This window comes from Mucilaginibacter angelicae, from assembly GCF_042434235.1.
Taxonomy (GTDB): domain Bacteria; phylum Bacteroidota; class Bacteroidia; order Sphingobacteriales; family Sphingobacteriaceae; genus Mucilaginibacter; species Mucilaginibacter angelicae.
In genome coordinates, this window is record NZ_JBHLTS010000022.1 from 879,925 (window position 1) to 905,689 (window position 25,765).

The 25,765-nt window shown below is 42.4% G+C and carries 27 protein-coding genes; 6 read left to right on the top strand and 21 right to left on the bottom strand.

Annotated features, from left to right (window positions below):
- Nucleotides 1–104 precede the first annotated feature (104 nt).
- A complete protein-coding gene (gene pruA, locus ACFFGT_RS15800; protein WP_377023501.1) occupies nt 105–1,742 on the top strand; it encodes an L-glutamate gamma-semialdehyde dehydrogenase in 1,638 nt (545 codons plus the stop codon).
- Between the two features lie 214 nt (nt 1,743–1,956).
- Here pruA and can read toward each other — a convergent pair whose 3' ends face one another.
- The 5 genes from can to ACFFGT_RS15825 form a co-directional block, all read right to left on the bottom strand.
- The gene (can, locus tag ACFFGT_RS15805) at nt 1,957–2,613 is read right to left on the bottom strand and encodes a carbonate dehydratase (RefSeq protein ID WP_377023502.1); all 657 of its coding nucleotides are present in this window, start codon (nt 2,611–2,613) and stop codon (nt 1,957–1,959) included.
- A 19-nt stretch (nt 2,614–2,632) separates the two neighbouring features.
- Nucleotides 2,633–3,385: a YoaK family protein gene (locus tag ACFFGT_RS15810; protein WP_377023503.1), complete on the bottom strand. Its 753-nt coding sequence runs from the start codon at nt 3,383–3,385 to the stop codon at nt 2,633–2,635.
- A gap of 425 nt (nt 3,386–3,810) precedes the next feature.
- Nucleotides 3,811–4,530: a carbonic anhydrase gene (locus ACFFGT_RS15815; protein ID WP_377023504.1), complete on the bottom strand. Its 720-nt coding sequence runs from the start codon at nt 4,528–4,530 to the stop codon at nt 3,811–3,813.
- A 13-nt stretch (nt 4,531–4,543) separates the two neighbouring features.
- Nucleotides 4,544–6,148: a SulP family inorganic anion transporter gene (locus ACFFGT_RS15820; RefSeq protein WP_377023505.1), complete on the bottom strand. Its 1,605-nt coding sequence runs from the start codon at nt 6,146–6,148 to the stop codon at nt 4,544–4,546.
- Between the two features lie 82 nt (nt 6,149–6,230).
- On the bottom strand, nt 6,231–6,563 hold the full coding sequence (locus ACFFGT_RS15825; RefSeq protein ID WP_377023506.1) for a hypothetical protein: 333 nt from the start codon (nt 6,561–6,563) through the stop codon (nt 6,231–6,233).
- Between the two features lie 317 nt (nt 6,564–6,880).
- Between ACFFGT_RS15825 and ACFFGT_RS15830 the strand changes: the two genes are divergently transcribed.
- Nucleotides 6,881–7,315 (top strand): GNAT family N-acetyltransferase, encoded by a 435-nt coding sequence (locus tag ACFFGT_RS15830; RefSeq protein ID WP_377023507.1) that lies wholly within the window; start codon nt 6,881–6,883, stop codon nt 7,313–7,315.
- Here ACFFGT_RS15830 and ACFFGT_RS15835 read toward each other — a convergent pair.
- Both ACFFGT_RS15835 and ACFFGT_RS15840 read right to left on the bottom strand, forming a co-directional pair.
- Complete coding sequence (locus ACFFGT_RS15835) at nt 7,290–8,195, bottom strand: DUF6340 family protein (RefSeq protein ID WP_377023508.1); 906 nt, start codon at nt 8,193–8,195, stop codon at nt 7,290–7,292. The two genes, ACFFGT_RS15830 and ACFFGT_RS15835, sit on opposite strands and share 26 nt — an antisense overlap.
- A 21-nt stretch (nt 8,196–8,216) precedes the next feature.
- The gene (locus tag ACFFGT_RS15840; protein ID WP_377023509.1) at nt 8,217–9,113 is read right to left on the bottom strand and encodes a DUF6340 family protein; all 897 of its coding nucleotides are present in this window, start codon (nt 9,111–9,113) and stop codon (nt 8,217–8,219) included.
- A 240-nt stretch (nt 9,114–9,353) separates the two neighbouring features.
- Here ACFFGT_RS15840 and ACFFGT_RS15845 point away from each other — a divergent pair, with 240 nt between their 5' ends.
- Together ACFFGT_RS15845 and ACFFGT_RS15850 are read left to right on the top strand one after the other, a co-directional pair.
- Complete coding sequence (locus ACFFGT_RS15845; RefSeq protein WP_377023510.1) at nt 9,354–10,469, top strand: M42 family metallopeptidase; 1,116 nt, start codon at nt 9,354–9,356, stop codon at nt 10,467–10,469.
- 102 nt (nt 10,470–10,571) lie between these two features.
- Nucleotides 10,572–11,474 carry a nucleotidyltransferase family protein gene (locus ACFFGT_RS15850; RefSeq protein WP_377023511.1) on the top strand — a complete coding sequence of 301 codons (903 nt, stop codon included), beginning with the start codon at nt 10,572–10,574 and terminating at the stop codon, nt 11,472–11,474.
- 78 nt (nt 11,475–11,552) lie between these two features.
- Here ACFFGT_RS15850 and ACFFGT_RS15855 read toward each other — a convergent pair whose 3' ends face one another.
- Nucleotides 11,553–11,939, bottom strand: a complete 387-nt coding sequence (locus tag ACFFGT_RS15855) for a hypothetical protein (RefSeq protein ID WP_377023512.1) — start codon at nt 11,937–11,939, stop codon at nt 11,553–11,555.
- A gap of 494 nt (nt 11,940–12,433) precedes the next feature.
- Here ACFFGT_RS15855 and ACFFGT_RS15860 point away from each other — a divergent pair, with 494 nt between their 5' ends.
- Nucleotides 12,434–14,707: a glycoside hydrolase family 31 protein gene (locus tag ACFFGT_RS15860; protein ID WP_377023513.1), complete on the top strand. Its 2,274-nt coding sequence runs from the start codon at nt 12,434–12,436 to the stop codon at nt 14,705–14,707.
- A gap of 174 nt (nt 14,708–14,881) precedes the next feature.
- Here ACFFGT_RS15860 and dnaK read toward each other — a convergent pair whose 3' ends face one another.
- A complete protein-coding gene (gene dnaK, locus ACFFGT_RS15865; protein ID WP_377023514.1) occupies nt 14,882–16,783 on the bottom strand; it encodes a molecular chaperone DnaK in 1,902 nt (633 codons plus the stop codon).
- 729 nt (nt 16,784–17,512) lie between these two features.
- On the opposite strand from dnaK, the gene ACFFGT_RS15870 reads away from it, so the two are divergent.
- Entirely contained in the window at nt 17,513–18,004 is a 492-nt protein-coding gene (locus ACFFGT_RS15870; RefSeq protein WP_377023515.1) for a GNAT family N-acetyltransferase, read from the top strand.
- Between the two features lie 81 nt (nt 18,005–18,085).
- Here ACFFGT_RS15870 and ACFFGT_RS15875 read toward each other — a convergent pair whose 3' ends face one another.
- The 12 genes from ACFFGT_RS15875 to rpmD all read right to left on the bottom strand — a co-directional run bounded on the left by ACFFGT_RS15875 (nt 18,086) and on the right by rpmD (nt 25,761).
- Nucleotides 18,086–18,568 (bottom strand): hypothetical protein, encoded by a 483-nt coding sequence (locus ACFFGT_RS15875; protein ID WP_377023516.1) that lies wholly within the window; start codon nt 18,566–18,568, stop codon nt 18,086–18,088.
- Nucleotides 18,569–19,110: 542 nt separating this feature from the next.
- Nucleotides 19,111–19,662 (bottom strand): 50S ribosomal protein L17, encoded by a 552-nt coding sequence (rplQ, locus tag ACFFGT_RS15880; protein WP_377023517.1) that lies wholly within the window; start codon nt 19,660–19,662, stop codon nt 19,111–19,113.
- Between the two features lie 155 nt (nt 19,663–19,817).
- The gene (locus ACFFGT_RS15885) at nt 19,818–20,810 is read right to left on the bottom strand and encodes a DNA-directed RNA polymerase subunit alpha (RefSeq protein ID WP_377023518.1); all 993 of its coding nucleotides are present in this window, start codon (nt 20,808–20,810) and stop codon (nt 19,818–19,820) included.
- Between the two features lie 95 nt (nt 20,811–20,905).
- Complete coding sequence (gene rpsD / locus ACFFGT_RS15890; protein WP_377023519.1) at nt 20,906–21,514, bottom strand: 30S ribosomal protein S4; 609 nt, start codon at nt 21,512–21,514, stop codon at nt 20,906–20,908.
- Between the two features lie 67 nt (nt 21,515–21,581).
- A complete protein-coding gene (gene rpsK, locus ACFFGT_RS15895; protein ID WP_090529224.1) occupies nt 21,582–21,971 on the bottom strand; it encodes a 30S ribosomal protein S11 in 390 nt (129 codons plus the stop codon).
- A 140-nt stretch (nt 21,972–22,111) separates the two neighbouring features.
- A complete protein-coding gene (gene rpsM, locus ACFFGT_RS15900; RefSeq protein ID WP_090529226.1) occupies nt 22,112–22,489 on the bottom strand; it encodes a 30S ribosomal protein S13 in 378 nt (125 codons plus the stop codon).
- 90 nt (nt 22,490–22,579) lie between these two features.
- A complete protein-coding gene (gene rpmJ / locus ACFFGT_RS15905) occupies nt 22,580–22,696 on the bottom strand; it encodes a 50S ribosomal protein L36 (RefSeq protein ID WP_082855993.1) in 117 nt (38 codons plus the stop codon).
- 4 nt (nt 22,697–22,700) lie between these two features.
- Entirely contained in the window at nt 22,701–22,919 is a 219-nt protein-coding gene (gene infA / locus ACFFGT_RS15910) for a translation initiation factor IF-1 (RefSeq protein WP_022833270.1), read from the bottom strand.
- A gap of 64 nt (nt 22,920–22,983) precedes the next feature.
- A complete protein-coding gene (gene map / locus ACFFGT_RS15915; RefSeq protein WP_377023520.1) occupies nt 22,984–23,775 on the bottom strand; it encodes a type I methionyl aminopeptidase in 792 nt (263 codons plus the stop codon).
- A 6-nt stretch (nt 23,776–23,781) separates the two neighbouring features.
- Nucleotides 23,782–25,125, bottom strand: a complete 1,344-nt coding sequence (secY, locus tag ACFFGT_RS15920) for a preprotein translocase subunit SecY (RefSeq protein ID WP_377023521.1) — start codon at nt 25,123–25,125, stop codon at nt 23,782–23,784.
- 5 nt (nt 25,126–25,130) lie between these two features.
- Complete coding sequence (gene rplO, locus ACFFGT_RS15925) at nt 25,131–25,577, bottom strand: 50S ribosomal protein L15 (RefSeq protein ID WP_377023522.1); 447 nt, start codon at nt 25,575–25,577, stop codon at nt 25,131–25,133.
- Between the two features lie 4 nt (nt 25,578–25,581).
- Nucleotides 25,582–25,761: a 50S ribosomal protein L30 gene (gene rpmD, locus ACFFGT_RS15930; RefSeq protein WP_183556590.1), complete on the bottom strand. Its 180-nt coding sequence runs from the start codon at nt 25,759–25,761 to the stop codon at nt 25,582–25,584.
- Nucleotides 25,762–25,765 lie beyond the last annotated feature (4 nt).

Genomic DNA, 25,765 nt, shown 5'->3' on the forward strand with positions numbered 1-25,765 from the left:
TACATAAACAAATCATGCATCATAAGCCATCCACAATTTGACATTCACCTACCCCACCATCCTCCACAAAATCCTTATCTTTGCGCCTACATAAATTACCATCTATGCTTAAAGGATTTTTTAATGTTCCGGCCCCGGTAAATGAACCCGTTTTAAATTACGGTCCGCGGAGTTTGGAGCGTGTGGCGCTTAAGGCAGCTTTAGAAGCCGGCCGTGCCCAACAATTAGATATACCTATGTACATTGGCGGCAAGGAAGTACGCACCGGCACCAAACTGGAAATTCGCCCGCCGCATGATCATAAACATTTGCTGGCTACTTTCAGCGAAGGTGACGCAAGCCATGTTACCGCCGCTATTGATGCTGCCCTTGCAGCCAAAGCAGCCTGGGAAAACCTGGCCTGGGAACAACGAGCCGCCATATTCCTGAAAGCTGCTGATTTGATAGCCGGCCCATACCGTGCTGAAATCAATGCAGCAACCATGCTTGGCCAGTCGAAAAACGCTTACCAGGCCGAAATTGATTCGGCATGTGAACTGATCGACTTTCTGCGTTTCAACGTAGAATACATGACCGAGATCTACAAACAGCAGCCACCTGTATCGGGTAAAGGTGTTTGGAACCGTGTGGAGCAACGTCCGCTGGAAGGCTTCGTCTTTGCGCTTACGCCGTTCAACTTTACTGCTATTGCCGGTAACCTTCCTGCTTCTGCAGCTATGATGGGCAACGTAGTGGTTTGGAAACCTGCTTACCCGCAGATCTATGCCGCTAACGTGATCATGAAGATCTTTAAAGAAGCCGGTGTACCTGATGGCGTTATCAACCTGATTTATGTTGATGGCCCTGTTGCAGGTGAGGTGATCTTTAACCACCCTGATTTTGCAGGCATCCACTTTACAGGTTCAACCAAGGTATTCCAGAACATCTGGCAAACTATTGGCACCAACATTCATAAATACAAAACCTACCCGCGCATTGTGGGCGAAACCGGTGGTAAAGACTTTGTGCTTGCCCACCTAAGCGCCAATGCCGATGTGGTGAGCACTGCACTTGTGCGCGGAGCGTTTGAATACCAGGGACAAAAATGTTCGGCTGCTTCAAGGGCTTATATCCCGGCTTCGTTATGGCCTGCAGTAAAAGAAAACATGCAGCGCGATATCACTTCGTTCAAAATTGGCCCAGTTGAAGATTTTGAAAATTTTATAAACGCCGTAATCACCGAAGTATCGTTTGATAAACTGGCTAAATACATTGATGCCGCCAAAACCGACGATGGTGTTGAAATTGTTGCCGGTGGTAACTATGACAAAACCCAGGGCTGGTTTATTGAGCCAACCGTACTGAAAGTTGAAGATCCGTACTATGTAACCATGTGCGAGGAGCTTTTCGGTCCGGTGCTTACCATTTTCGTTTACGAGGATGATAAATTTGATGAGATCCTCGACATTGTGGATAAAACATCCATCTACGCGCTTACAGGCTCTATTATCTCGCAAGACAGGTATGCTATTGAAAAAGCTACTACCCGTTTACGTAACGCAGCCGGTAACTTTTACATCAATGATAAACCGACAGGTGCGGTAGTTGGTCAGCAGCCGTTTGGCGGCGCCAGGGGATCGGGCACTAATGATAAAGCCGGTTCCATGATCAACTTATTGCGCTGGGTATCCCCACGCACCATCAAAGAAACCTTTGATCCACCGAAGGATTACAGGTATCCGTTTTTGGCGAAGGAAGTATAAAAAAGAGTCAAGAAGTCAAGATTCAGGAAGCAAGAGCTTTTTTGAATAGATGACCTCAAATAAAAACGTCATTGCGAGGTACGAAGCAATCCCCGGTCTACAGAGCCGATCTGTATAGTTTGGGATTGCTTCGTACCTCGCAATGACGTTTTGTGAATACTCTTTTTATTATTCTTTCTTCTTGTCTCTTGAATCTTGACTTCCTGACTCTCTCTTACTTAAACTTAAACACAGCATCCATATTTTCATTGCTGGATGTGCTTACTTTCATATCGTTGATAAGACCTGTACTGAGGCTGTAAACCCAGCCGTGTACGGCAAGCTCCTGGCCGTTTTTCCAGGCGTTTTGTACAATAGATGTTTTACAAAGATTGTTAACATTTTCTATTACGTTCAATTCAACCAGGCGGTTACTACGTTCAGTTTCATCGGCAATGGCATCAAGCTCATCGGCGTGTAAACGATAAACGTCTTTAATGTGGCGCAGCCAGTTATCAATCAGGCCAAACTGGTTATTACCCATAGCGGCATTAACGCCGCCGCAGCCATAGTGGCCTGTCACTATCACGTGTTTTACTTTTAATACGTTCACAGCATAGTCAAGCACGCTCAGCATGTTCATGTCAGAGTGGATAACCATGTTGGCAATATTACGGTGTACAAAGATCTCGCCCGGAGCAGTATTGGTGATCTGATTGGCAGGTACGCGGCTATCGGCGCAGCCAATCCATAGTACCGGTGGTTTTTGACCATTAGCCAGTTTATCAAAGTATTCCGGATCTTCGGCTAAAGCGCTTTCAATAAACTTTTTGTTTCCTTCCAGTAAGCCTTCATAGGTAATGTGACTGGTATCATGAATTTGAGAACTCATATATTTTTAAGATTGATGTTTAAGATACAGGTTGGCTTTTGTTGCCGGATACAAACATACGGCTAAGTTTATGCAAAGCAAGCGGCGATACATCATAATACATGATGGTAAGCAAAATAACGGGGATAAAGTAAAATATGGCAAACTCATAAATATTAAAGAAGTAGCCGCCTGCCAGTCCGCCAAATAAATAAAACCCAAGTACGGTAAACCTGATCAATATTTTATTGCCTGCCGCTTCGGTATTTTTTGTACGGGGATGAAACCATTCGGCCACTTCGCTGCCCAGATCGGTAAATAAACCGGTTAAATGGCTGGATTTGATCAACCCGCCAGATATATTCGATACCAGGCTGTTTTGCAAGCCCATCGAAAATAAGATAGCGCTGATCACTATTTCGCGTTCCAGCTGTGTTTCCTGGTAAAAGTTATGCCCGTAAATGGCAACGCCCAGCAAAACAATGCCTTCAATTATCATTGGGATGGAGTTTGCACGCCACCTGCTTTTATCCTCGAACGAGCGCACTATAAAACTGGATACAAATGCCCCGGCGAAGAACATCATCAGCCAAACCAAAAAGATGATCATCTGGTGGTAGTTTTGCTCAACAATATGCTTGGCCAGGTTAGCCACATGCCCGGTAATATTGGAGGTAAATGCCAAAAAAGCCAGCATCCCCGCCACATTGGTAACACCTGCCACAAATGCCGTTGAAGAAGCCAGCATCAGGTTTTCTTTAAGGGTACGTTGTTCTTTTACAGCTTTAAGCATAGATATTTATAGCACGTAGCGCTTAGTTAAATCTACAGAAAACTTAACCACTTGGATGCATGCTTGTTTGATGCAACGGATAATATTTTAAACAGATAAGGAATAAGCAAAAAATTGTCATCTCGACGAACGGTGCGCGGGGGAAAAGCCCAGGGGTGAGGAGAGATCTTGTACGCCCTGCTTTAACGAATGCAAAGCGACCAGGCAGGGCGTACAGGATTTCTCTTTCGCCCCGGCGCACCTTCCCTCCCCCGCTCTATCGAAATGACAATTTTTATTCTTTAAGCCCTCCCTTCCGGGGAGGGTTTGGGAGGGGCTGGCTGACACAAAAAAATCCCGGTCATTTTCATGAACCGGGATCAACTTAACAATCAAACCTCCCTTCGCCCCTTACAGCAAAGGAAGCGCTGACCGAAACATTTTTATTAATGTGCCGCTAAAGCTTCCACACCATCAAGTTCATACACATAACCTAAATTATGCGGACTGCTGCTGCTAACCTTCAAATCTTTGATCAGGCCGCTGGCCAGGTCAATAACCCAACCATGCACCTCTAAATCATGGCGCTCCATCCAGGCATTTTGGATGATGGTGGTTTTACAAAGGTTATATACCTGCTCGGTAACATTCAGCTCAACCAGGCGGTTAACTTTTGTTGTTTCATCGGTAATGCGGTCAAGCTCATGGCTGTGCAAACGGTAAACGTCTTTAATATGGCGCAGCCAGTTATCAATTAAACCAAACTGCTTGTTGCTTAAAGCAGCGGCTACACCGCCGCAGCCGTAATGGCCGGCAACAATAACGTGTTTTACCTTAAGTACGTTTACAGCATAGTCAAGTACGCTCAGCATGTTCATATCTGAGTGTACACATACATTGGCAATATTGCGGTGTACAAACACTTCGCCGGGTTTGGTGCCGGTCACCTCGTTGGCTGGTACACGGCTGTCTGAACAGCCTATCCACAGCACTTCAGGGCTTTGGCCCTTGGCAAGATTTTTGAAAAATTCACCATCTTCGGCCAGCTTACGCTCCACCCATTGGGCGTTGCCTTTAATTAAAGCGCCATAGCTGCTTGACTGTGCTAATTTTATATTGCTGGTATCTATTACGGCTTTGCCGTTTGTTTTTTCTTGTGTTGACATTGTTTTTCGATTTTTAGTTAGGGTTATAAACCATTTCTTTTAAAGGGGGTACATCGTACTTCTCCTTTACGTCGTTCAGCTGCACAATAATGCCTTTTGTATAGGCATTGTGCTTGTAATTGTGGATGATCTCCAGTACATCCGGATCGATATACCTCGAGTTCGATCCGTCGATCACCACTTCGGCGCCTTGCGGTAGGCTGGTAAGCGTTACCTGTATGGCAGCCTTGTTCAGGAAAGACACTTCCTCGGCCAGCTTAAGCTTGATAACTTTTTTGCTGCCATTTTTTTCAATGTGATAGAAGTAGGGGTTACGCAGGTTGGTACGCAGAATATAAAAGATCCCTACCAGCATACCTATGCCCACACCAATAAGCAGGTCGGTCATAACAACGGCTACAATGGTAACCACGAAAGGGATAAACTGGCTCAAGCCCTGGTGCCACATGTGCTTGAAAAGACTTATCCGAGCCAGTTTATACCCAGTCATGAGCAGGATCGCTGCCAGACACGACAGCGGGATATGGTTAATTAAAGACGGTATAGCCAATAATGCAACCAATAAAAATATACCATGTATGATAGCGCTCATTTTGGTACGCGCACCGGCATTTACGTTGGCCGATGAACGCACAATAACCGCTGTCATTGGTAAGCCGCCAAGCATACCGCTAACTATGTTGCCAGCTCCCTGGGCAAGCAGTTCGCGGTTGGTGGGCGATATGCGTTTGATAGGATCTATTTTATCTACAGCTTCAAGGCTCAGCAGCGTTTCCAAACTGGCAACCACCGCAATGGTGAAAGCCGTTATCCAAACCTGCTTATTACCTATCTGGCTAAAATCGGGCGATTTAAACAGCGCGAAAAATTCGGCACTGCTGTTCACCAGCGGAATGCGTACAAACTGCTTATCAAGCAAGGCAAAGCCTGTCCCGGAAAACGCGAGACTTAAAACTATCCCAGCCACTACCACCAATAACGGGGCAGGTACTACAGCCAGCTTTTTAAACTTAGGCCAGTAGATCATGAATGCCAGGGATACCAGAGCTATGATCACTGCACCATAGTTGATGCGGGCAAAGGCCCGGGTTATACCCGAAAAAGTATTATGTTCATCAACCTGGCTAAAGCCTTCATCGCCTTCAAAATCGGCATCATAGCCAACTGCGTGCGGAAACTGCTTCATGATCAAAATGATCCCGATTGCAGCCAGCATCCCCTCAATAACCGATGACGGGAAGTAATTGGCAATGGTACCGGCTTTAACAATACCCAGTATGATCTGGAAAACACCGGCCAGTACCAGGGCTAATAAAAAGGTTTCGTAAGCGCCAAGTGTAGTAATGGCATTAAGTACAATTACTGTTAAACCGGCAGCAGGGCCGGCCACACTCAGTTGCGAGCCGCTAAGCGTACCCACTACTATACCGCCAATAATACCGGTTAATACGCCCGCAAAAAGCGGTGCACCCGATGCCAGCGCTATACCTAAACACAGCGGCAAAGCCACCAGGAATACAACTACACTTGATGGAATGTCCCTTTTTAAGTTTTTGGACAAAAAATATTTTTTCAGGTTGAGATTGCCCATAGCAGACTCACCTTGCTTGATTTGCATAAGAATGAAAGATTGAGTAAAATTTTAAAATGAATTATAAAGCATTGCCATCCGGATAGGGAAGTATCCGGTTAAATTCATTTTAAACGTTGGGCGGCGGTGTGGGGACTACAGGGTGATACACCTGTTTGTATAAAGCATTTTCCTGGTTATGGAGAACCTTGCTTTCGGTAATGAATGTGATGAAGCTGATAGTGTGGATGTCATACTCATCGAAGGTTTTTTTCTCCTTCATGAGTTCTTTTTCGGGGCTGTCCTTTTCAGTTTTGCTTTCCTGCTCCAGCTGAAGGATCACCGCACTTACCGTTTTATTATCAAGATATAAAAAAACAGGAGCAAGCGAAATGCCCATCTTTATTGCAAAGACGGTCATGAACAGCGCCACTACCCATATTTTATTATTCCTGATTTTCATCAATACAAATATATAAAAATCTGTTGTTAAACCATCAGCTTAAGCAAGCAAAAGCTATTCTTACAATCCAATTACCATTTTTTTGCAATTATAAACAACCTTAATTGCAGATAAAAAGCCTGATCTGTTAAGGTTTAGATGTTAAAAATGGAATCTTGTTACACATTGGAAATCCGCATAAAAAAGAAAAATCACTCTGGCGCAAGTATTGTGCGGCTGCCCTTGCAGGGATTACTTGTACCGCTGTATAAGATCAGATTTATTTACCTTTGAACTTTCAATTTATTAAATCCGAAATCGAAAATCTCAAATCCGAAATGTCAGAAATATCCATCGAACAAATCCGGCCGGAGCTTACCTGGCGGCTAAGGCAGCGTGTATTATACCCCGAAAGCAAGCTTTACGAAATGGAGATGGAAGAAGATAATCATGGATATCATTTTGCCGCTTTTAAGAATGGCTATATAGTTGCAGTTGTCTCGCTGTTTAATAAAGCTGATGACTGGCAGTTTCGCAAATTTGCTGTTGATGAAACCATGCAGAACATGGGGATAGGCCGCTCGGTATTGCAGCATATTACTGATTTTGTACTAACCAATGGCGGTACCCGCTTATGGTGTAATGCAAGATTATCGGCTATCGATTTTTACCTTAAAGCAGGTTTTAGCCATACCGGTAATTTCTTTTCAAAAAACGGGTTCGATTACGAAATCCTCGAAAAAGAACTTACTCCTTCTCCAGCTCAGCAATAATTGTTTTAGCGTAGTTATTGGGTTGCTTTTGATCAGATACTTTGGCCACATCAAGTGCGGCTTCTATATCCCCCTGCGCCTCATAAACAACTGCCAGGTTATAAGCTGCATGGCTGGCAAGCTTTTTATCAGGGCCATCAATAATCGGGTTCAGGATTTGAAATGCTTTATCAAATTTCCCGGCCTGGATCTGTAATACTGCTGACTGCAAATTATCATCATCGGTATAAAGCGGGCGGTTATTTGTTATAGAATACGGCAGATAATCCTTCAACGCATCAAGCGCAGCGTTACGGGCCGAATTACTGATAGCATCGCCATTTCCTTTAACTGTTGGATGAAATAACAATGACACGATAAAGCCCTGGTATGGTTCTTCCGAGTGAAAATCGCTGGCTTTACCGTTCAGCTTTTTAAAATAGATACCATTGCTTTCGTACAAAGTAAAGTTGGTGTTCACTACTGTAGAATAAACCGAATTATTATCAACAAGTTCCTCGCTAATATCGGCAGCGAATTTATCCAGCGTTAAAACATACCGGGCTTTGTTGTTTGCTGCAAGCTGTTTTATTGAATCGGTGCTCACAACAAAATTACCCGAATCGGCAAGGTTGATTGTATTTATACCCGGTAAAAACCTCAGCTGTTTTGCTGCCGCGGCCATAGCGCTGTAAGCTCCGCCCTTCAGCACGCCTAACTTTCGTTTGTTATTTATCTTCAGCGAATCAAAATTTACCCGGTTCACCAGTACAATAGTGGTACTATCACGTCCAAAAGTAAACTTCGGCGCGTAATCAACCGGTACGCTTACATATTGCTCCACATGGCAGGATGTTAAGCAGGCGATAATCAAAATGCAAATAAGTGTGAAAGGTTTCAAGGTTTAGGCAGTTTAAGGTTTTTATTCTTTCATCAAATCAACTATAATGGCTTTAGCAAAATCATTCGGCTGTTTTTGGTTTGATATTTTGGCTACATCAAGTGCTGCTTCAATATCGCCCTGGGCTTCATAAACCACGGCAAGGTTATAAGCTGCACGGCTGGCAAGCTTCAGGTCCGGCCCGTCAATAAGCGGGTTTAAAACCTGGAAGGCTTTATCAAATTTACCGGCTTTGATGAGTTCGACCGAACTGCTCAGCTGATCGCCATTGGCATAAAGCGGCCTGTCATGATATTCGGTATATGGCAGGTAATCCTTAAGCGCATCCAATGCCGAGTTCCGGATAGCATCAAATAAAGGGCCGCCGTGGGCAAGTAAGCTGGATGCATTACCGTAGGGGTTATTGTCATTTATTTCGGCCTCACCATTTAACTTTCTAAAGTAGATACCGTTTGCCTCATAAAGGGTAAAACTGGTATTCACTACTGATACCCGGTAAACCGATGGCATGCCGTTATAGTAATCCTGTTTCAATTTGCTTTCACCTTTAAAATCCTCAAACGCCAGCACATAGGATGCTTTATATTTTTTAGCCAAAAACTTAACCGAATCGGTATTGGCGGTAAAGTTAACCGAGTCTACCAGTTGCACCACTTTTACACCGGGCAGCGCATGCAGCTGAATGGCAGCATTGTTTATAGCGGTATAGGCAGCGGCTTTAAATGTAGTCAGCACGCGCTTGCCCCGGTTACGGGTTGAATCGGGCATGTAGTGGTTAATGACTACTATAGTTGTTTTTGCCCGGTTAAAGCTTTGCTTCGGTGCATAATCAACCGGAACGTTTACATATTGAGGTACGCTGCATGCTGCTAAAAAACATGCTGCAAATAAGATACAAGTAAGCCTGAATAGTTTCACCTTATTAAAAATTAAATATCGCGGAAAGGTATAACATAAGCATGAAAGCATGATGAAATACCCGGTCATTTTTGTATCAAAACAAACAAGCACCTTCATTGTGACTAAATATTTTCAAAAACGTTTAATATTGATTTACATAATTAATCTGCCGCTTATATCCGCCTTAATTTTAGCGCAATGTCATGAGCTTTATTATATTTGCTGTATTACTACATTAGATTGAAACATTAATTCAATATGGCTAAAAAGAAATCTGACGCCCCACAGCATAATCCTGTTGTAAACGAAACTTCAATTGCGTTTTTTGAAAAATATATCAACAACCCTTCGCCTACCGGTTTTGAATGGAAAGGCCAGGAGCTTTGGCTCGAATATTTGAAGCCATATATTGATACCCATTACGTTGATAACTATGGCACTGCGGTTGGCATTATCAACCCCAAAGCCGATTACAAGGTAGTTATTGAAGCCCATGCCGATGAAATTTCATGGTTTGTGAACTACATCACCAACGATGGTTTAATATATGTTATCCGCAACGGCGGTTCAGATCACCAGATAGCGCCGTCAAAACGAGTAAACATCCATACCGATAATGGCGTGGTTAAGGCCGTTTTTGGCTGGCCGGCCATCCACACCCGCCTCGCCGGTGATAAAGAGGAAGCCCCTACCCTTAAAAATATCTTTTTAGATTGCGGCTGCACTTCAAAAGAAGAAGTTGAAAAATTGGGCATCCACGTAGGTTGTGTGATTACCTATGAGGATGAATTTATGGTGCTTAACGACCGCTATTATGTTGGCCGCGCACTTGATAACCGTGCCGGTGGCTTCATGATTGCCGAGGTGGCCCGTTTGCTTAAAGAAAACAATGTAAAACTTCCTTTTGGTTTATATATAGTTAATGCCGTACAGGAAGAGATCGGCTTACGCGGCGCCGAAATGATAGCCCACAAAATTAAGCCCAATGTAGCCATTGTTACCGATGTTACACATGACACGCAAACGCCAATGATCAACAAAATTACCCAGGGCGATCTGGCCTGCGGTAAAGGTCCGGTAGTATCATATGCCCCTGCGGTGCAAAACAACCTGAATAAGCTGCTGATTGAAAGTGCCCAAAAAGCGGGGATCCCGTTCCAGCGCCAGGCTTCATCACGTTCAACAGGTACCGATACCGATGCTTTTGCCTACTCCAATGACGGCGTGCCATCGGCATTAATCTCATTACCTTTACGTTACATGCATACTACTGTCGAGATGATCCATAAAGAGGATGTTGATAACGTGATCCGCCTGATATATGAGTCGCTTTTAAATATACAGGCAGGCCAGGACTTCAGGTACATTAAATAACAAAAAGTTTATACAAACCGTAAAACAATTGGAGTAAAAATTTATTCCTTATAAACATTAATTATACAAAATAGCTTTTAATAAAATACCCCGATACTATCTATGAAACCAACCTTACTGATACTGGCCGCAGGAATGGCCAGCCGCTATGGCAGCATGAAACAAGTTGACGGCTTTGGCCCCAACGGCGAAACCATTATTGATTATTCAATATATGATGCTATAAAAGCAGGTTTTGGCAAGGTAAGTTTTATTATACGCGAAGAGTTTGCCGAAAACTTTAAGGCAATTTTTGAGCCTAAACTGGCCGGCCGTATTGAAACAGACTACGTATACCAAAGCTTCGATCTTAAACCATTTGGTATTGATAAAGAAATTGAACGCGCCAAGCCATGGGGAACAGCCCATGCCGTATTAGCAGCCCGCAACCAGATCAACGAACCTTTTTGCGTTATCAATGCAGATGACTTTTACGGTTACGATTCGTTTGAGAAAATGGCTAAATTTTTAACCACCGATGTTAAAGATGATCAGTACTCCATAATAGGATACCAGATTGACCGTACATTATCTGATTATGGCTCAGTATCGCGCGGCGTTTGTAAGGTTGATGATGCCGGTAACATGGTTGAAATTAACGAACGTACCGAAGTTTATTTTAAAGAAGATGGCAGTGTTGCGTATAAGGATGCAACCGGCGAGCATCCGCTGGATAACGAGACCCGCGTATCAATGAATTTCTGGGGTTTTACTCCTGCTATTTTTGAGCAAAGCGAAGATATGTTCAGGGAATTTGTTGATGCTAACGAAAACAACCCAAAATCCGAATTCTTTATCCCTTTGGTTGCCGATAAACTGATCAAAAATAGTACAGCTTCATTTAAAGTGATCCCAACCGGTTCAAAATGGTTTGGCGTTACTTACAAAGAAGATAAGCCGATAGTGCAGAAATGTATCTCCGACCTTGTAACCGGCGGAGTTTACCCTGAAAAACTTTGGGACTAAGTGTCTAACGATATTAAAAAGCAAAGCTCCCGTCGGAAACCGAACGGGAGCTTTTTTTTATATATGCTTAATTAAAAATTAGTCCTGGTAAATAAAGAATGTTTTTTGATCGTTTTCTTCGTAAACGTGCAGGGTTTTCTTAACCACCTGGTTATCGGTTTTAACTTCCATAATGTAATCGCCATCTTCAAGGTCGGTTAAAACATAGCCTCTTTCAACATCTGTTTTGGTTGATAAAACATCTTTTAGCAAAAGCTCATTTTGTTTGCTGTAAACGCGTACAAATGAATGGCCGTTCCCTGATTTTGCGATAGTTAATTTAACGCCGCGGTCGTGGTCAAGGGCTTTAAAGGTAACAACCTCTTTAGCTTTAGGGGTTACATCTTTGGCATTGGCAGTAGTTGCAGCAAAAACGCCGGCGCTTAATAAGAAGAATAATGCTGATAATTTTATTGAAGTTTTCATGATTTTGAGCTTTTAAATATTGTTAATGTTGTGTGTTTGTTATTTTCAATGATCAAATGAACAACATTAATTTTAACTGCTAAAAAGTGTTATACCAGCACTTAATATATATAGACCAATGGCAAAAAGCAATCGGCAAACGCGTAAAACACATTAATTATCAGCATTTTACAAGTTTGTCGAAAATTACCGGGCGTTGATCGGTCAGGAAGGCACGTTGGTCGTTTTTGAGGAGGAAATGGAAAAATCCATGCAACGTTTTCAATGTTGTGTTACGGCGTATCTTCCACTCGTCATTGCGAGGTACGAAGCAATCCCCGATTTGCAGGTACGCTCTGTATAGTTTGGGATTGCTTCGTACCTCGCAATGACGGGGTGGATTTAGCATTTTGCAGCATTAAGCTTCAATCAATACCAAATCCAAATTTAACAAAACTAAGCCAACCAAAAGGCGTTGCCTTTAAGTACTCTATCTACCCGGGTATGTAACAGGCATGAATTTAGAAATAGCAGGCAACGTACAAGGCTTTAAACAACAGGATGGCGTTTTAATAATCAAAACTGCCGAAGCCGAAGCGAGGGTTTATATCTACAGCCCGACTATTATCAGGGTAAACATCAGCAAAAACTTTAACCCTGATGATCCTTCCTTCGCGGTGATCAGGCAGCCGCTGGCCGGTTTTAACTTTGATGAATCATCGGACAATATTGATATTACCACCTCTGCCTTAAAGCTCAGCATTCAGAAATCACCGTTAAGGTTTAGCTTTTTCACGGCCGGTGGAATTTCGCTGAGCGAAGATGATGCACGCTTTGGCACTAACTGGCAGGGTGAACGTGTAACCTGCTACCGCCGGTTGTTTGAAGGTGAACGGTTTATCGGCCTCGGCGAAAAAACCGGCAACCTTGACAGGCGCGGTTCGGCCTATGTAAACTGGAATACCGATGCTCCTAACCACACACCCGAATCAGATCCGCTTTATAAAACCTTCCCGTTTTTTGTTGGATTGCACAACGGAATGACCTACGGCTTGTTCCTTGACAATACCCATAAAAGTTATTTCGACTTTGGTGCATCAACAGATGAAGCAACAAGCTGGTTTGGTGCCGACGGTGGTGATTTGAATTATTACTTCTTCGGTGCCCAGGGCGTTGATAAAATCATCGAAGATTATACCTGGCTCACCGGTCGTATGGAAATACCACCGCTCTGGAGCCTTGGCTATCAGCAATGCCGCTGGAGCTATATGAGTGCCGGTGAGGTATTGAACATTGCCCAAACCTTCCGCAAAAAACAAATCCCCGCCGATGTAATGTATTGCGATATCGACTATATGGACGATTTCAAGATCTTCACCTGGAACCAAAAAACCTTCCCAAAACCTAAACAAATGATAGATGAGCTAAAAACTATGGACTTCAGGCTGGTTACTATTGTTGATCCGGGTATAAAGGTTGAAAAAGGGTACAAAGAATATGATGAGGGTATTGAGCGGGATTATTTTGCCAAATACCCCAACGGCGAAAATTATACCGGCTATGTATGGCCGGGCCGCTGCCATTTTCCCGATTTTTTCAGAGAGGATGTACGTGAATGGTGGGGCGCAGCCTTCACCGCTCTTACCCAGCCCGGTGTTGAAGGTTTCTGGAATGATATGAATGAGCCTGCCGCCTGGGGGCAAAATATTCCGTGGATAGTAAAATTTGGCGACAAATTTATGCCCGAGGTGCGTAATGCCTACGGCATGCAAATGGCCCGTGCCACTTATGAAGGCACGAGGAAGATCCTCGGCAACAAACGTCCCTTCGTACTTACCCGCGCCGCCTATTCCGGCACGCAACGCTATTCGGCCGTGTGGACTGGTGATAATACCGGTACCGATGCCCATATGCTGTTAGGTCAGCGACTGGTAAATAGCCTGGGGATTACAGGTATGGCATTTGTAGGCGTTGATATTGGCGGCTTCAGCGGCAACCCAACGCCCGGGCTGATGGTACGCTGGAACTCGCTGGGTACATATACTCCGATGTTCCGCAATCATGCTATACAGGGCAGCAAAATGCGCGAGCCCTGGGAATGGGGCAAGGATAACGAACAGGTCATCAAAAAAGATATTGAACAGCGCTATAAGCTCCTGCCCTACCTGTACAGCAGCTTTTATCAATCAATGCAAACCGGCTTACCGGTAAGCCGTACACTTGCCATTGAGCACAGCTTTGATGAAAACGTTTTTGATGAGCGCTTCCAAAATGAATTTATGTTTGGTGATGCCATGCTGGTTGTCCCGGTTGAGAGTACTAAACTTAACGAGGATGTTTACCTGCCAAAAGGTGCCTGGTACCGCTTAAGCAGTAATGAGCTTTATGAGGGGGAACAGATTGTCAACGTCCAGGCGCCATTAACAGATCTGCCGGTATTTGTAAAAGCCGGGAGTATTATCCCAATGCAAAGCGTTGTGCAAAGTACCAATGAAAAAGGCGATGGCATATTGCAGATCCAAATTTGGAACGGTAGCGAGGCTAACAGCTTTGTTTATTATGAGGATGATGGTGTATCATATGATTATGAGCAGGGTGTTTATTATAAACGTGTTATCCGTTTTGATCCGTCGAAGAAAACAATAAGTTTATCTGCAGTGGAGGGATCGTTTAAATCACGGTTTGTACAGTTGAAGTTTGTTTTGCATGGGTTTAGGGGGATGAAGTTAAAAGGTGAGGTTATTGGGAATGAAAGTGGAGAGATTGAGGTGAGGTTAAGCGGAGGTTAGTTTTATAAAGCGTCATTGCGAGGCACGAAGCAATCCCCTACTTTACAGGGAGACTTGCATAGTCGCTCTGCATCTTGGGGATTGCTTCGTGCCTCGCAATGACGGGTGGTATAATAAACAAAAAAGCCCGGTCTGGAATTAACCAAACCGGGCTTTTTATTATATAAAAACTTATTATTTCACTTCTTCAAAATCAACATCTGTTACAGTGTCAGAGTTGTCTTGTGCACCTGCACCGTTATCACCGGCATTTGGTGCGCCTTGAGCGCCTTCGGCAGAAGCTTTGTACATATCTTCAGATGCAGCAGTCCAGGCAGTGTTAAGCTCGGTTTGTGCAGCTTCGATAGCATCAAAGTTTTTAGCCGAATAAGCTTCTTTCAATTTAGCTAAACCAGCTTCGATCGGTGCTTTTTTATCAGCAGGGATTTTATCGCCATACTCTTTCAGTTGTTTTTCTGTCGAGAAGATCAGGGCATCGGCAGCGTTAAGTTTTTCAACTTCTTCTTTTGCCTTTTTGTCAGCATCAGCATTAGCTTCAGCTTCGTCCTTCATCTTTTTGATCTCGGCATCAGTTAAACCCGAAGAAGCTTCGATACGGATCTTTTGTTCTTTACCTGTAGCTTTATCTTTTGCAGATACATGCAGGATACCGTTAGCATCGATATCGAAAGTAACTTCGATTTGCGGTACACCGCGAGGTGCTGGTGGGATCCCATCCAGGTGGAAACGGCCTATAGTACGGTTACCCGCAGCCATTGGGCGTTCACCCTGTAATATGTGGATCTCAACTGAAGGCTGGCTGTCGCTGGCGGTTGAGAAAGTTTCAGATTTTTTAGTAGGAATAGTAGTGTTTGACTCAATTAATTTGGTCATTACGCCACCCATAGTTTCAATACCTAATGAAAGCGGGGTAACGTCAAGTAACAATACATCCTTAACCTCACCGGTTAATACACCACCCTGAATAGCAGCACCGATAGCAACAACCTCATCCGGGTTAACACCTTTTGAAGGAGCTTTGCCAAAGAATTTTTCAACAGCTTCCTGAATAGCAGGGATACGGGTTGAACCACCTACCAGGATCACTTCGTCGATATCAGAAGTGCTTAAACCTGCATTTTTCAATGCTGATTTACAAGGGTCGATAGTACGTTTAATCAGGCTATCAGCCAACTGCTCAAATTTAGCGCGGCTTAAAGTTTTAACAAGGTGTTTAGGCATGCCATCAACAGCAGTGATGTATGGCAGGTTAATTTCAGTTTGTGCTGAGCTTGATAACTCAATTTTAGCTTTTTCGGCCGATTCTTTTAAGCGTTGTAAAGCCATTGGGTCTTTACGCAGGTCTAAACCTTCGTCGCTTTTAAATTCTTCTGCCAGCCAGTCAATAATTACCTGGTCAAAGTCGTCACCACCTAAGTGAGTATCACCATCGGTTGATTTTACTTCAAAAACACCGTCGCCTAATTCCAGGATAGATACGTCATGTGTACCGCCACCGCAGTCAAACACAGCAATTTTCATATCCTTGTGCGCTTTATCAAAGCCGTAAGCTAAGGCAGCAGCAGTAGGTTCGTTAATGATACGGCGTACTTTTAAACCTGCAATTTCACCTGCTTCTTTAGTAGCCTGGCGTTGTGCATCGTTAAAGTAAGCAGGAACGGTAATAACCGCTTCAGTTACTTCGGTACCTAAGAAATCTTCGGCAGTTTTCTTCATTTTCTGAAGGATCATTGCTGAAATTTCTTGCGGGGTGTATTTACGGTCGCCAATTTCAACACGTGGGGTATTGTTGTCGCCTTTAACTACTTTATAAGGTACACGTGCCGCTTCACTTGTAACTTCACTAAACTGGTTACCCATAAAGCGTTTGATTGACGAAATGGTTTTTGTAGGGTTTGTGATAGCCTGACGTTTTGCAGGATCACCAACTTTACGTTCACCATTATCAATAAAAGCTACTACAGACGGCGTAGTACGTTTACCCTCGCTGTTAGCTATAACTACAGGCTCATTACCTTCCATTACAGCAACGCAGGAGTTTGTTGTTCCTAAGTCGATTCCAATTATTTTAGACATATATGATTGTTTTTTCTTTTTGATTTATGTTTACTAACCACTGCTGTTTATCAATGCCTGTGCCAATATGCCAATGGCAGTAAAAATTGCCTGTAATTGTCAGTTCATGAACAAGGCGACAGGATAGCTTACTTTGTGATGACAGGTTGGCAGGATCTTTTGAGGTAAAAGGCGATAGGTGAAAGGCAAAAGGACTGTTTGGCTATTTGCCAATTGTCAGTATATCGCTTAACTTAAAACACGCAATTAAACCCCAAACCTAATTCGTGTGAACCGAAATTTATAGAATTAAGGAATTGGCAGAATGCTAATCAAATTCGATAATTTTTTTTATTCATTTAATTCGGCTTCAGACGAAATCAGCGAAACAAACCGCCAGCTGCCTACTCAAAACTGCTAACTGGACATGGGCGTTGCCTGCGGCCAGGCTATCCGCTCATACGCCTGCAGGCATTACGCACATTGGCCGGTATCCGCTACTATCCTTAACGCGCTTTACGTTTTTATAAATTGCTAAAGGTTTCTGGTTAAAATCCTTACTTTTATATCAGTAAACAAAACGCCTCTGTTACTTACAACACTCAACAGGCTCATCACCTTGCCTGGAATTGTATAACAAACAGCCATAACCCATAGGCTGTGCATTCACTTTAAAAAAAGCGAACTGATTTCTTATTGTTATTTAATTCCAAACATCCAATGTTTTTTATCCAATCACAACGGTTAAAGATGATACCGTTAACACATGAACAATTACTGTTACTTAAACAAGACCGCAAGCTGCTGGAGCTGTCCTTAGACTTAAACCCATCTGCTATGCTGATCGATCCGCTATATATCAAAGAAATTGATGACGCTTTCGACAGTTTCTGGCTGCCCAACACGCTCGCTTACCCAGATAAATATCTTTGGTATACCGATTGGGAAATTGTTCTTAAAAGCACCAACACCGTCATCGGCGGCATGGGCTTCGCCGGCCATCCTAATACCGATGGTGAAGCAGAAATAGGTTATATGATCGATGCTAACCAGCACAACAAGGGTTTTGCTACCGAAGCCCTGCAACTGCTTTCGCAATGGGCATTTACCCATGAGTTTGTGCAAGCTATTATTGTGCATACCTATTCGGATAACCTGCCGTCTCGGAGACTACTTGATAAATGTTGTTTTATGTTGACAGATGATGCAGCAGGACTGCTCACTTATAAGTTAAACAGATAGCGACAGGCAAAAAAAAGACTTACGATTAATCCGCAAAAGGACATCGTAAGTCTTTTAAATTCTATTGTCTTTACCCCTCAATTACTTTGAGGCATTGATCAGCGGGGTTTGGTCGTAATAAGCTATTTCCACAGCTATTTTGCCGGCCTTATTAAACTCGTCAAATTGTACCAGCTGAAATTTTGCAGTTTTCTTTGTCTTTTTGTTTACCGTAGTTATCGTCCACCATGATTGCACAGTAAATGGGTCTTTATCATATTGAAGACCATCAGGATAACCTACTTTAACTATTTTTATCTGTCCCCAGTCCTTTGCTATAGCAGCCCAGCTTTTTTTCTGGTCGGCAAAGGAGATTTTCTTCGGGCTCGTCGGGTCATAAAATATTGCCGTATCGGCATACAATTTTGCCAGGCCGTTCCAATCCTGCTTCACAAACAGATCGTTTGATTTGGTAACAATAGTGATGTAGGGATGTTCTTTATAAATGGTGCCGTTTTTTTTAGGGGCTTGTGCAAATGTACTGCCGGCTAACAGTACAAAAAGCACGATCAAAAAATTTTTCATCGTTTTAAGATTTAAAGGTTAAACCTGGTTATAATTCCACTTAAATTTAAAAACAATAAATCAGAAAAACCACCAATCTACTGATTATTAGAAAATTACATAAAATACTACAATATCTCGAACAATGAAATTTTTGTAAGCTTAAGAAGATTAATACGACACCCAGGTTAAAGATTAGTACCTGACAACTCTTTTTTTTATTATAGCCTTCATAATGTGATTCAAACTCTTCTACCATTAAGTCCATACATCAAAAAGAAGTATAAGCTCCCGTAAAATTTCCAAAAATATTTTATTCATTGCCGTTGACTTTAGTCAACGGTAAAAAGGAACTAACAGTTGGGCTTCAGCCTAAATAAAGCGGATTTTGGCTGAAGCCACTTATTTAATTCATTATTCCGTTGACTAAAGTCAACGGCAATGAATTCCATCAAATGCATGGATGATCATGGCTTCTATTAACAATTCCTAAAATCCCACCAAAACAAAAACGCCCGGTTCAATGAACCGGGCGTTTTTAATATCAGAAAGTGAATAATAAATTATTCGCCTTTTTCTGCGTTTTCTTCGTTTTCAGAAGTTTCAGGTGCTTCAGCAGCTGGTTCTTCTTTAACGTCTTCAACTACTACAGCTTCTTCTGCAGCTACAGGAGCAGCAGTTTTAGCTTTTGCACCAGAACCACCACGACGACGGGTTGATTTCTTAGCAGGAGCAGAAGCATCAGTACCGTATACAGTGTTGTAATCAACAAGCTCAATGATTGCCATTTCAGCGTTATCGCCTAAACGGTTTTCTAACTTGATGATACGGGTGTAACCACCCGGACGGTTAGCAATCTTTTCAGCAACTTCGCGGAAAAGGATTGAAGTAGCGTCTTTATCCTGCAGGTAGCTAAATACTGTACGACGAGAGTGCGTAGTATCGCTTTTTGATTTTGTTAAAAGTGGCTCAACATAACCGCGTAAAACTTTTGCTTTTGCTAATGTTGTAGTGATACGCTTGTGTAAAATAAGCGAAGTTGCCATGTTAGCCAGCATCGCTTTGCGGTGACTGGTAGTACGGCCTAAATGGTTGTTTTTGTTTCCGTGTCTCATTGTTTTATATATTTCACGTGCATACCGTTGGGCGATAGGCTCAAGCCCTCGGAATTATGCTTTCGCTTAATGTTTGCAACAAGAACCAAGAGTCAAGAAATCAAGATACAAGACAAAAAATCTTGTCTCTTGCTTCTTTCCATCCTGCTTCTTTCTTATTCTTCGTCTAACTTAAATTTAGACAGGTTCATACCAAAAGATAAGCCTTTTGATTTAACCAGGTCCTGGATTTCAGTTAACGATTTTTTACCAAAGTTCCTGAATTTTAACATGTCAGCAACATCATACGATACCAGGTCGGCCAGGCTGCGGATATCAGCAGCTTTAAGGCAGTTAAGGGCACGTACAGAAAGGTCAAGATCAACCAGTTCGGTTTTAAGGATCTTGCGCATGTGCAGGATCTCTTCGTCAACTTCTTTGGTTTCTTCTTTAGCCTGTGCTTCAAGCATCATGTTTTCATCGCTGAACAGCATAAAGTGCTGGATCAGGATTTTAGCTGCTTCTTTCAAAGCATCTTCAGGATGTATAGAACCATCGGTAGCAATATCCAATACTAATTTTTCATAGTCGGTTTTTTGCTCAACACGATAGTTTTCGATGGTATACTTTACGTTTTTGATTGGAGTATAGATCGAATCGATAGCTATAACACCAACGTTAGCGTCAGGATTTTTATTCTCCTCGCTTGGTACGTAACCACGGCCTTTACCTACAGTAAGCTCAACTTCAAGCGTTACTGATGGGTCCATGTTGCAAAGTACCAGATCAGGATTTAATACAGTAAAGTTGTTAGAGAATTTGGTGATATCCCCTGCTTTAAATGCATCCTGGCCATTTACAATAACAAATACTTTCTCGCTGTCGCCAGATTCACCTGTTTTCTTAAAACGAACTTGTTTAAGGTTCAGGATGATCTCGGTTACGTCTTCAACAACACCTTTGATGGTTGAAAATTCATGCGTTACTCCCGAAAAACGTACAGAAGTAATTGCATAACCCTCAAGTGATGAAAGTAAGATACGACGCAGAGCATTACCAATGGTTACACCAAAACCTGGTTCTAACGGACGAAATTCAAACGTACCATCAAAATCATTTGCTTTTTGCATGATAACCTTGTCTGGTTTTTGAAATGCTAAAATTGCCATTTATATCCTTTATTTATTGTTTACTAATTGAAATGATTTAAACCACGAAAATGGTTGACATAACATGCCAACCATCCCGCGGATATTTATCGTTATTATTTTGAGTACAACTCGACGATCAGGTTTTCCTTGATGTTTTCAGGGATCTCATCGCGGTTAGGATAGTTAAGGAATTTACCTGTTAAGGCATTTGCATCCCACTCTAACCAGCTGTATTTGTTGATTCTTCTTCCGGCTACTGAAGTAGTGATAGCTTCTAATGATTTAGATTTTTCACGTACTGCAACCACGTCACCAGCTTTCAATGCATATGAAGCGATGTTTACAACAGCACCGTTAACAGTGATGTGTTTGTGGTTAACCAATTGGCGTGCTGCTGAACGTGTAGGAGCAATACCTAAACGGAAAACAGCATTATCTAAACGTGCTTCTAAAAATTTCAACAGGTTTTCGCCTGTGATACCTTCTTTAGCTGATGCACGGTGAAATAAGTTTTCGAACTGACGCTCTAATACACCGTAAGTGTATTTAACTTTTTGTTTCTCTTGCAACTGAGTTGAATACTCTGATTGCTTTCCACGGCGTTTTGATGCACCATGCATTCCCGGTGGATAGTTTTTACGTTCTAACGCTTTGTCCGGACCGAAGATCGGCTCACGGAAACGACGGGCAATTTTGGACTTTGGTCCTGTATATCTGGCCATTTTTGTGTGTTCTTAAAGTATCAAGCAGCCTGTAGCTGCTGAATCTTAGCTTTAAAAAATATGTTAATTAAACTCTTCTTCTTTTTGAAGGACGGCAACCGTTGTGCGGAAGCGGTGTAATATCTTTAATCGTAGTTACTTCGATACCTGCAGTTTGCAAAGTACGGATAGCTGACTCACGACCGGCACCTGGGCCTTTTACAAATACTTCAACTTTACGCAAACCTAAATCATAAGCAACTTTACCGCAATCGGCAGCAGCTTGTGAGGCAGCATAAGGGGTGTTCTTTTTTGAACCTTTAAAACCCATTTTACCAGCTGATGACCATGAAACTGCCTGGCCGGTTTTGTTGGTAAGGGTGATAATGATGTTGTTAAAAGTTGCATTGATGTGTGCTTCGCCAACCGGCTCAACAATTACAATGCGTTTTTTGGTAACTTTTTTAGCTTTAGCCATTTTTTTGATTGTTACTTACGAATTACTGGATTACTACTATAACCCGGACCCGTAAAAATTACTTAATGAGGTATTCCTAATGATCTGAATGTTATCAACCTGCTTTAACCAATCTCAAACCTCCAACCACTAATCACTTACTATTTAGTAGCTTTTTTCTTGTTAGCAACTGTCTTACGTTTACCTTTACGGGTACGTGAGTTGTTTTTAGTACGCTGACCACGTAATGGTAAACCTTTACGGTGACGTGTACCACGGTAACAACCAATATCCATCAAACGTTTAATGTTAAGCTGCACTTCTGAACGTAATGCACCTTCAACCTTAATTTGGTCGTTAATAATTCCGCGTATAGAAGATAATTGCTCATCGGTCCAGTCTTGTACTTTGATGTTAAAATCAATACCTGCCTCAGTCAAAATTCTTTGAGCTGTTGAGCGGCCAATACCGAAAATGTAAGTAAGTCCGATTTCTCCTCTTTTATTCTTTGGTAAATCAATACCTGATATCCTTGCCATATTTCTTGTAATTTATTGAGTTATCGAATTATTGAATTATCGAATCGCTATCATCAGTAATTCAATCATTCTCCAATTCAGTAATTGTTCTTAGCCCTGGCGTTGTTTAAACTTCGGGTTCTTTTTGTTAATAACGTAAAGTTTCCCGTTACGGCGGATGATCTTGCAATCAACGCTACGCTTTTTGATGGATGCTCTAACTTTCATCTTTTTATTTATATCTATAGGTTATTCTACCCTTTGTTAAGTCGTATGGGCTCATCTCTAATTTCACCCTGTCGCCAGGAAGAATTTTGATATAGTGCATACGCATTTTGCCCGATATGTGCGCTATAATCTCATGACCATTTTCAAGTTCAACTCTGAACATTGCATTTGACAATGCCTCTCTAATTGTACCGTCTTGCTCAATCGAAGATTGTTTAGCCATATTTTGTTGATTATTACTTAATTATCCGCCCTAAAACCGGGATGCAAAATTAATAAAAAATTATTTAATTATTATTTTTTTCTTTTAAAACATTTTCTACGTAATCAAACGTCGATAAAATGTCTGGTGTACCTTTACGTACAGCCACAGTATGCTCATAATGAGCCGAAGGTTTCTTGTCAGACGTTGAAACTGTCCAGCCATCATCCCAAAACTTAACACCGGCACGGCCGGCATTGATCATCGGTTCAATGGCTATCACCATACCTTCTTCCAGTTTGATACCGGCACCGCGCTTGCCATAGTTTGGTACTTCGGGCTTTTCGTGCAGTTTTAAACCTACACCATGGCCTACAAGCTCTTTCACTACGCCAAAGCCGTTCTTCTCGGCATGTTCCTGTACCGCATAGCCTATATCGCCAATACGCATCCCTACAACCGCTTTCTCAACACCCAGCTTTAAGCATTCCTGCGTAACACGCATCAGCTTCTTAACCTGGTCATTTACCTCGCCAATGGCAAAAGTATAAGCCGAATCGCCGTAGTATTTATTTAAAACAACACCACAATCAACCGATACCAGGTCGCCTTCTGTTAAAACATGCGATCCGGGAAAGCCATGTACAACCTGATCATTCAGGGAGATACATAGTGAAAAAGGAAATCCGTGATAGTTTAAAAAGGCAGGAACACCACCGTTGTCCCGTATAAAGGTTTCGGCAAGTTTATCCAGTTCAATTGTTTTAACACCCGGAGCAATAACCTTAGCTATCTCTCCGAGTGTTTTAGAAACAAGTAAAGAACTTTCTCTTATGAGTTCTATCTCTTCGACAGACTTATAATTGATTTTTGACATTACTAATTAAATCGCTGTCGGACTGGTACCGGCAGCGGCAGGCATAGCTGTACGTCCCTTAATTCGTCCGGTTTTCATTAAACCATCATAATGGCGCATCAACAGGTGACTTTCTATTTGCTGTAATGTATCCAGCACAACACCCACCAGGATGATCAGCGAAGTACCGCCGAAGAACCTTGCAAATACTGGAGATACACCAACCAAACTGGCCAGCGCCGGGATGATTGCTATAATAGCCAGGAATACTGATCCTGGTAAAGTTATCCTTGAAATTACGCCATCAATAAACTCGGCGGTAGTACGGCCCGGTTTGATGCCTGGTATAAAGCCACCGTTCTTCTTCATATCATCAGCCATTTGGTTAGGGTTAACCGTAATAGCTGTATAAAAATAAGTGAACAGGATGATCAGGATACCAAACAACAGGTTATGCTGCCATGAGTTATAATTAGCTAAAGCTATCAATATACCGTTTGATGATACATTAGGGAAAAACTGCGATACAGTTTGCGGGATAAACATTAATGCCTGAGCAAAGATGATCGGCATTACACCCGCAGCATTTACCTTTAAAGGTATATACTGGCGCACGCCGCCATATTGTTTGTTACCCACAATACGTTTAGCGTATTGCACCGAAATTTTTCGTGTTCCCTGTACTATCAGTATAGTAAACATTACTACGCCAATAAGTGCCACAATCTCAACAATGAAAGCGATCAAACCACCGGCACCGCCATTACGCGAAATGAACTCGTTGGCAAAAGCCATTGGTAACTGGGCAATGATACCAACCATAATGATGAGTGATATACCATTACCGATACCTTTATCCGTGATTTTTTCACCCAACCACATTACAAATAATGTACCTGCCGTTAATACAAAAGTATTAAGGAAGATAAAGGTGAAAGGATCGGCGATAGTCCTTGCATCGGCAGCAACCTGCGATTTAAGGTAACCTATAGCCTGTAAAAAGGTAATACCTATTGTTAGGTAGCGGGTCCATTGGTTAAGCTTGTTGCGTCCGCTTTCACCTTCTTTTTGCAATTTGGTAAAATACGGAACGGCAATACCCAGCAGTTGCACCACAATTGAAGCCGAAATGTAAGGCATAACACCTAACGCGAAAATAGAGGAACGTGAAAACGATCCTCCTGCAAACATATTCAGCAATCCTACTAATCCTTCTGCTTTTTGGGTTGATGCTACCGCAGCGTTAACGCCCGGTAAAACCACGAATGAGCCTACACGATATATTAAAAGAAATAAGAGTGTGTTAGTAATACGCACTCTCAGATCTTCGATTTTCCAGATATTGGATAATGTGGTGAAAAATTTCTTCATCGAAATTATAACTTAACTATGGTACCACCTGCAGCTTCAATAGCTTTTTGAGCTGTAGCAGTAAATGCATGTGCTTTAACATCTAATTTGGCAGTAAGCTCACCACGGCCCAGGATTTTAACCAGGTCGTTACGTGATACCAAACCGTGCTCTTTCAAAGTATCAAAATCAACCGCAGTAAGCGAGTATTTTGTTACTAATTCCTGAAGTACGTCAAGGTTTACACCTGTGTACTCAACACGGTTAGGATTTTTAAAGCCTACCTTAGGCACACGGCGCTGTAAAGGCATCTGACCGCCTTCAAAGCCTACCTTGGTGCTGGTGCCTGAACGTGAACCGGCGCCTTTGTGGCCACGGGTTGACGTACCGCCACGGCCAGAACCTGTACCACGGCCAATTCTTTTTCTATTTTTGGTTGAACCTTCTGCAGGTTTTAAATTACTTAAATTCATGATATTAAATATTTTCAACCGCTACCAGGTGGTTCACTTTCCTAACCATCCCAACTATAGCAGGTGTAGCCTCAACTTCCACACTGTGGTTAATTTTACGCAAGCCTAAAGCCTCGATTGTTTTTTTCTGGCGTTCACTTCTGTCGATCACGCTCTTAATCTGTGTTATTTTGATCTTAGCCATGACT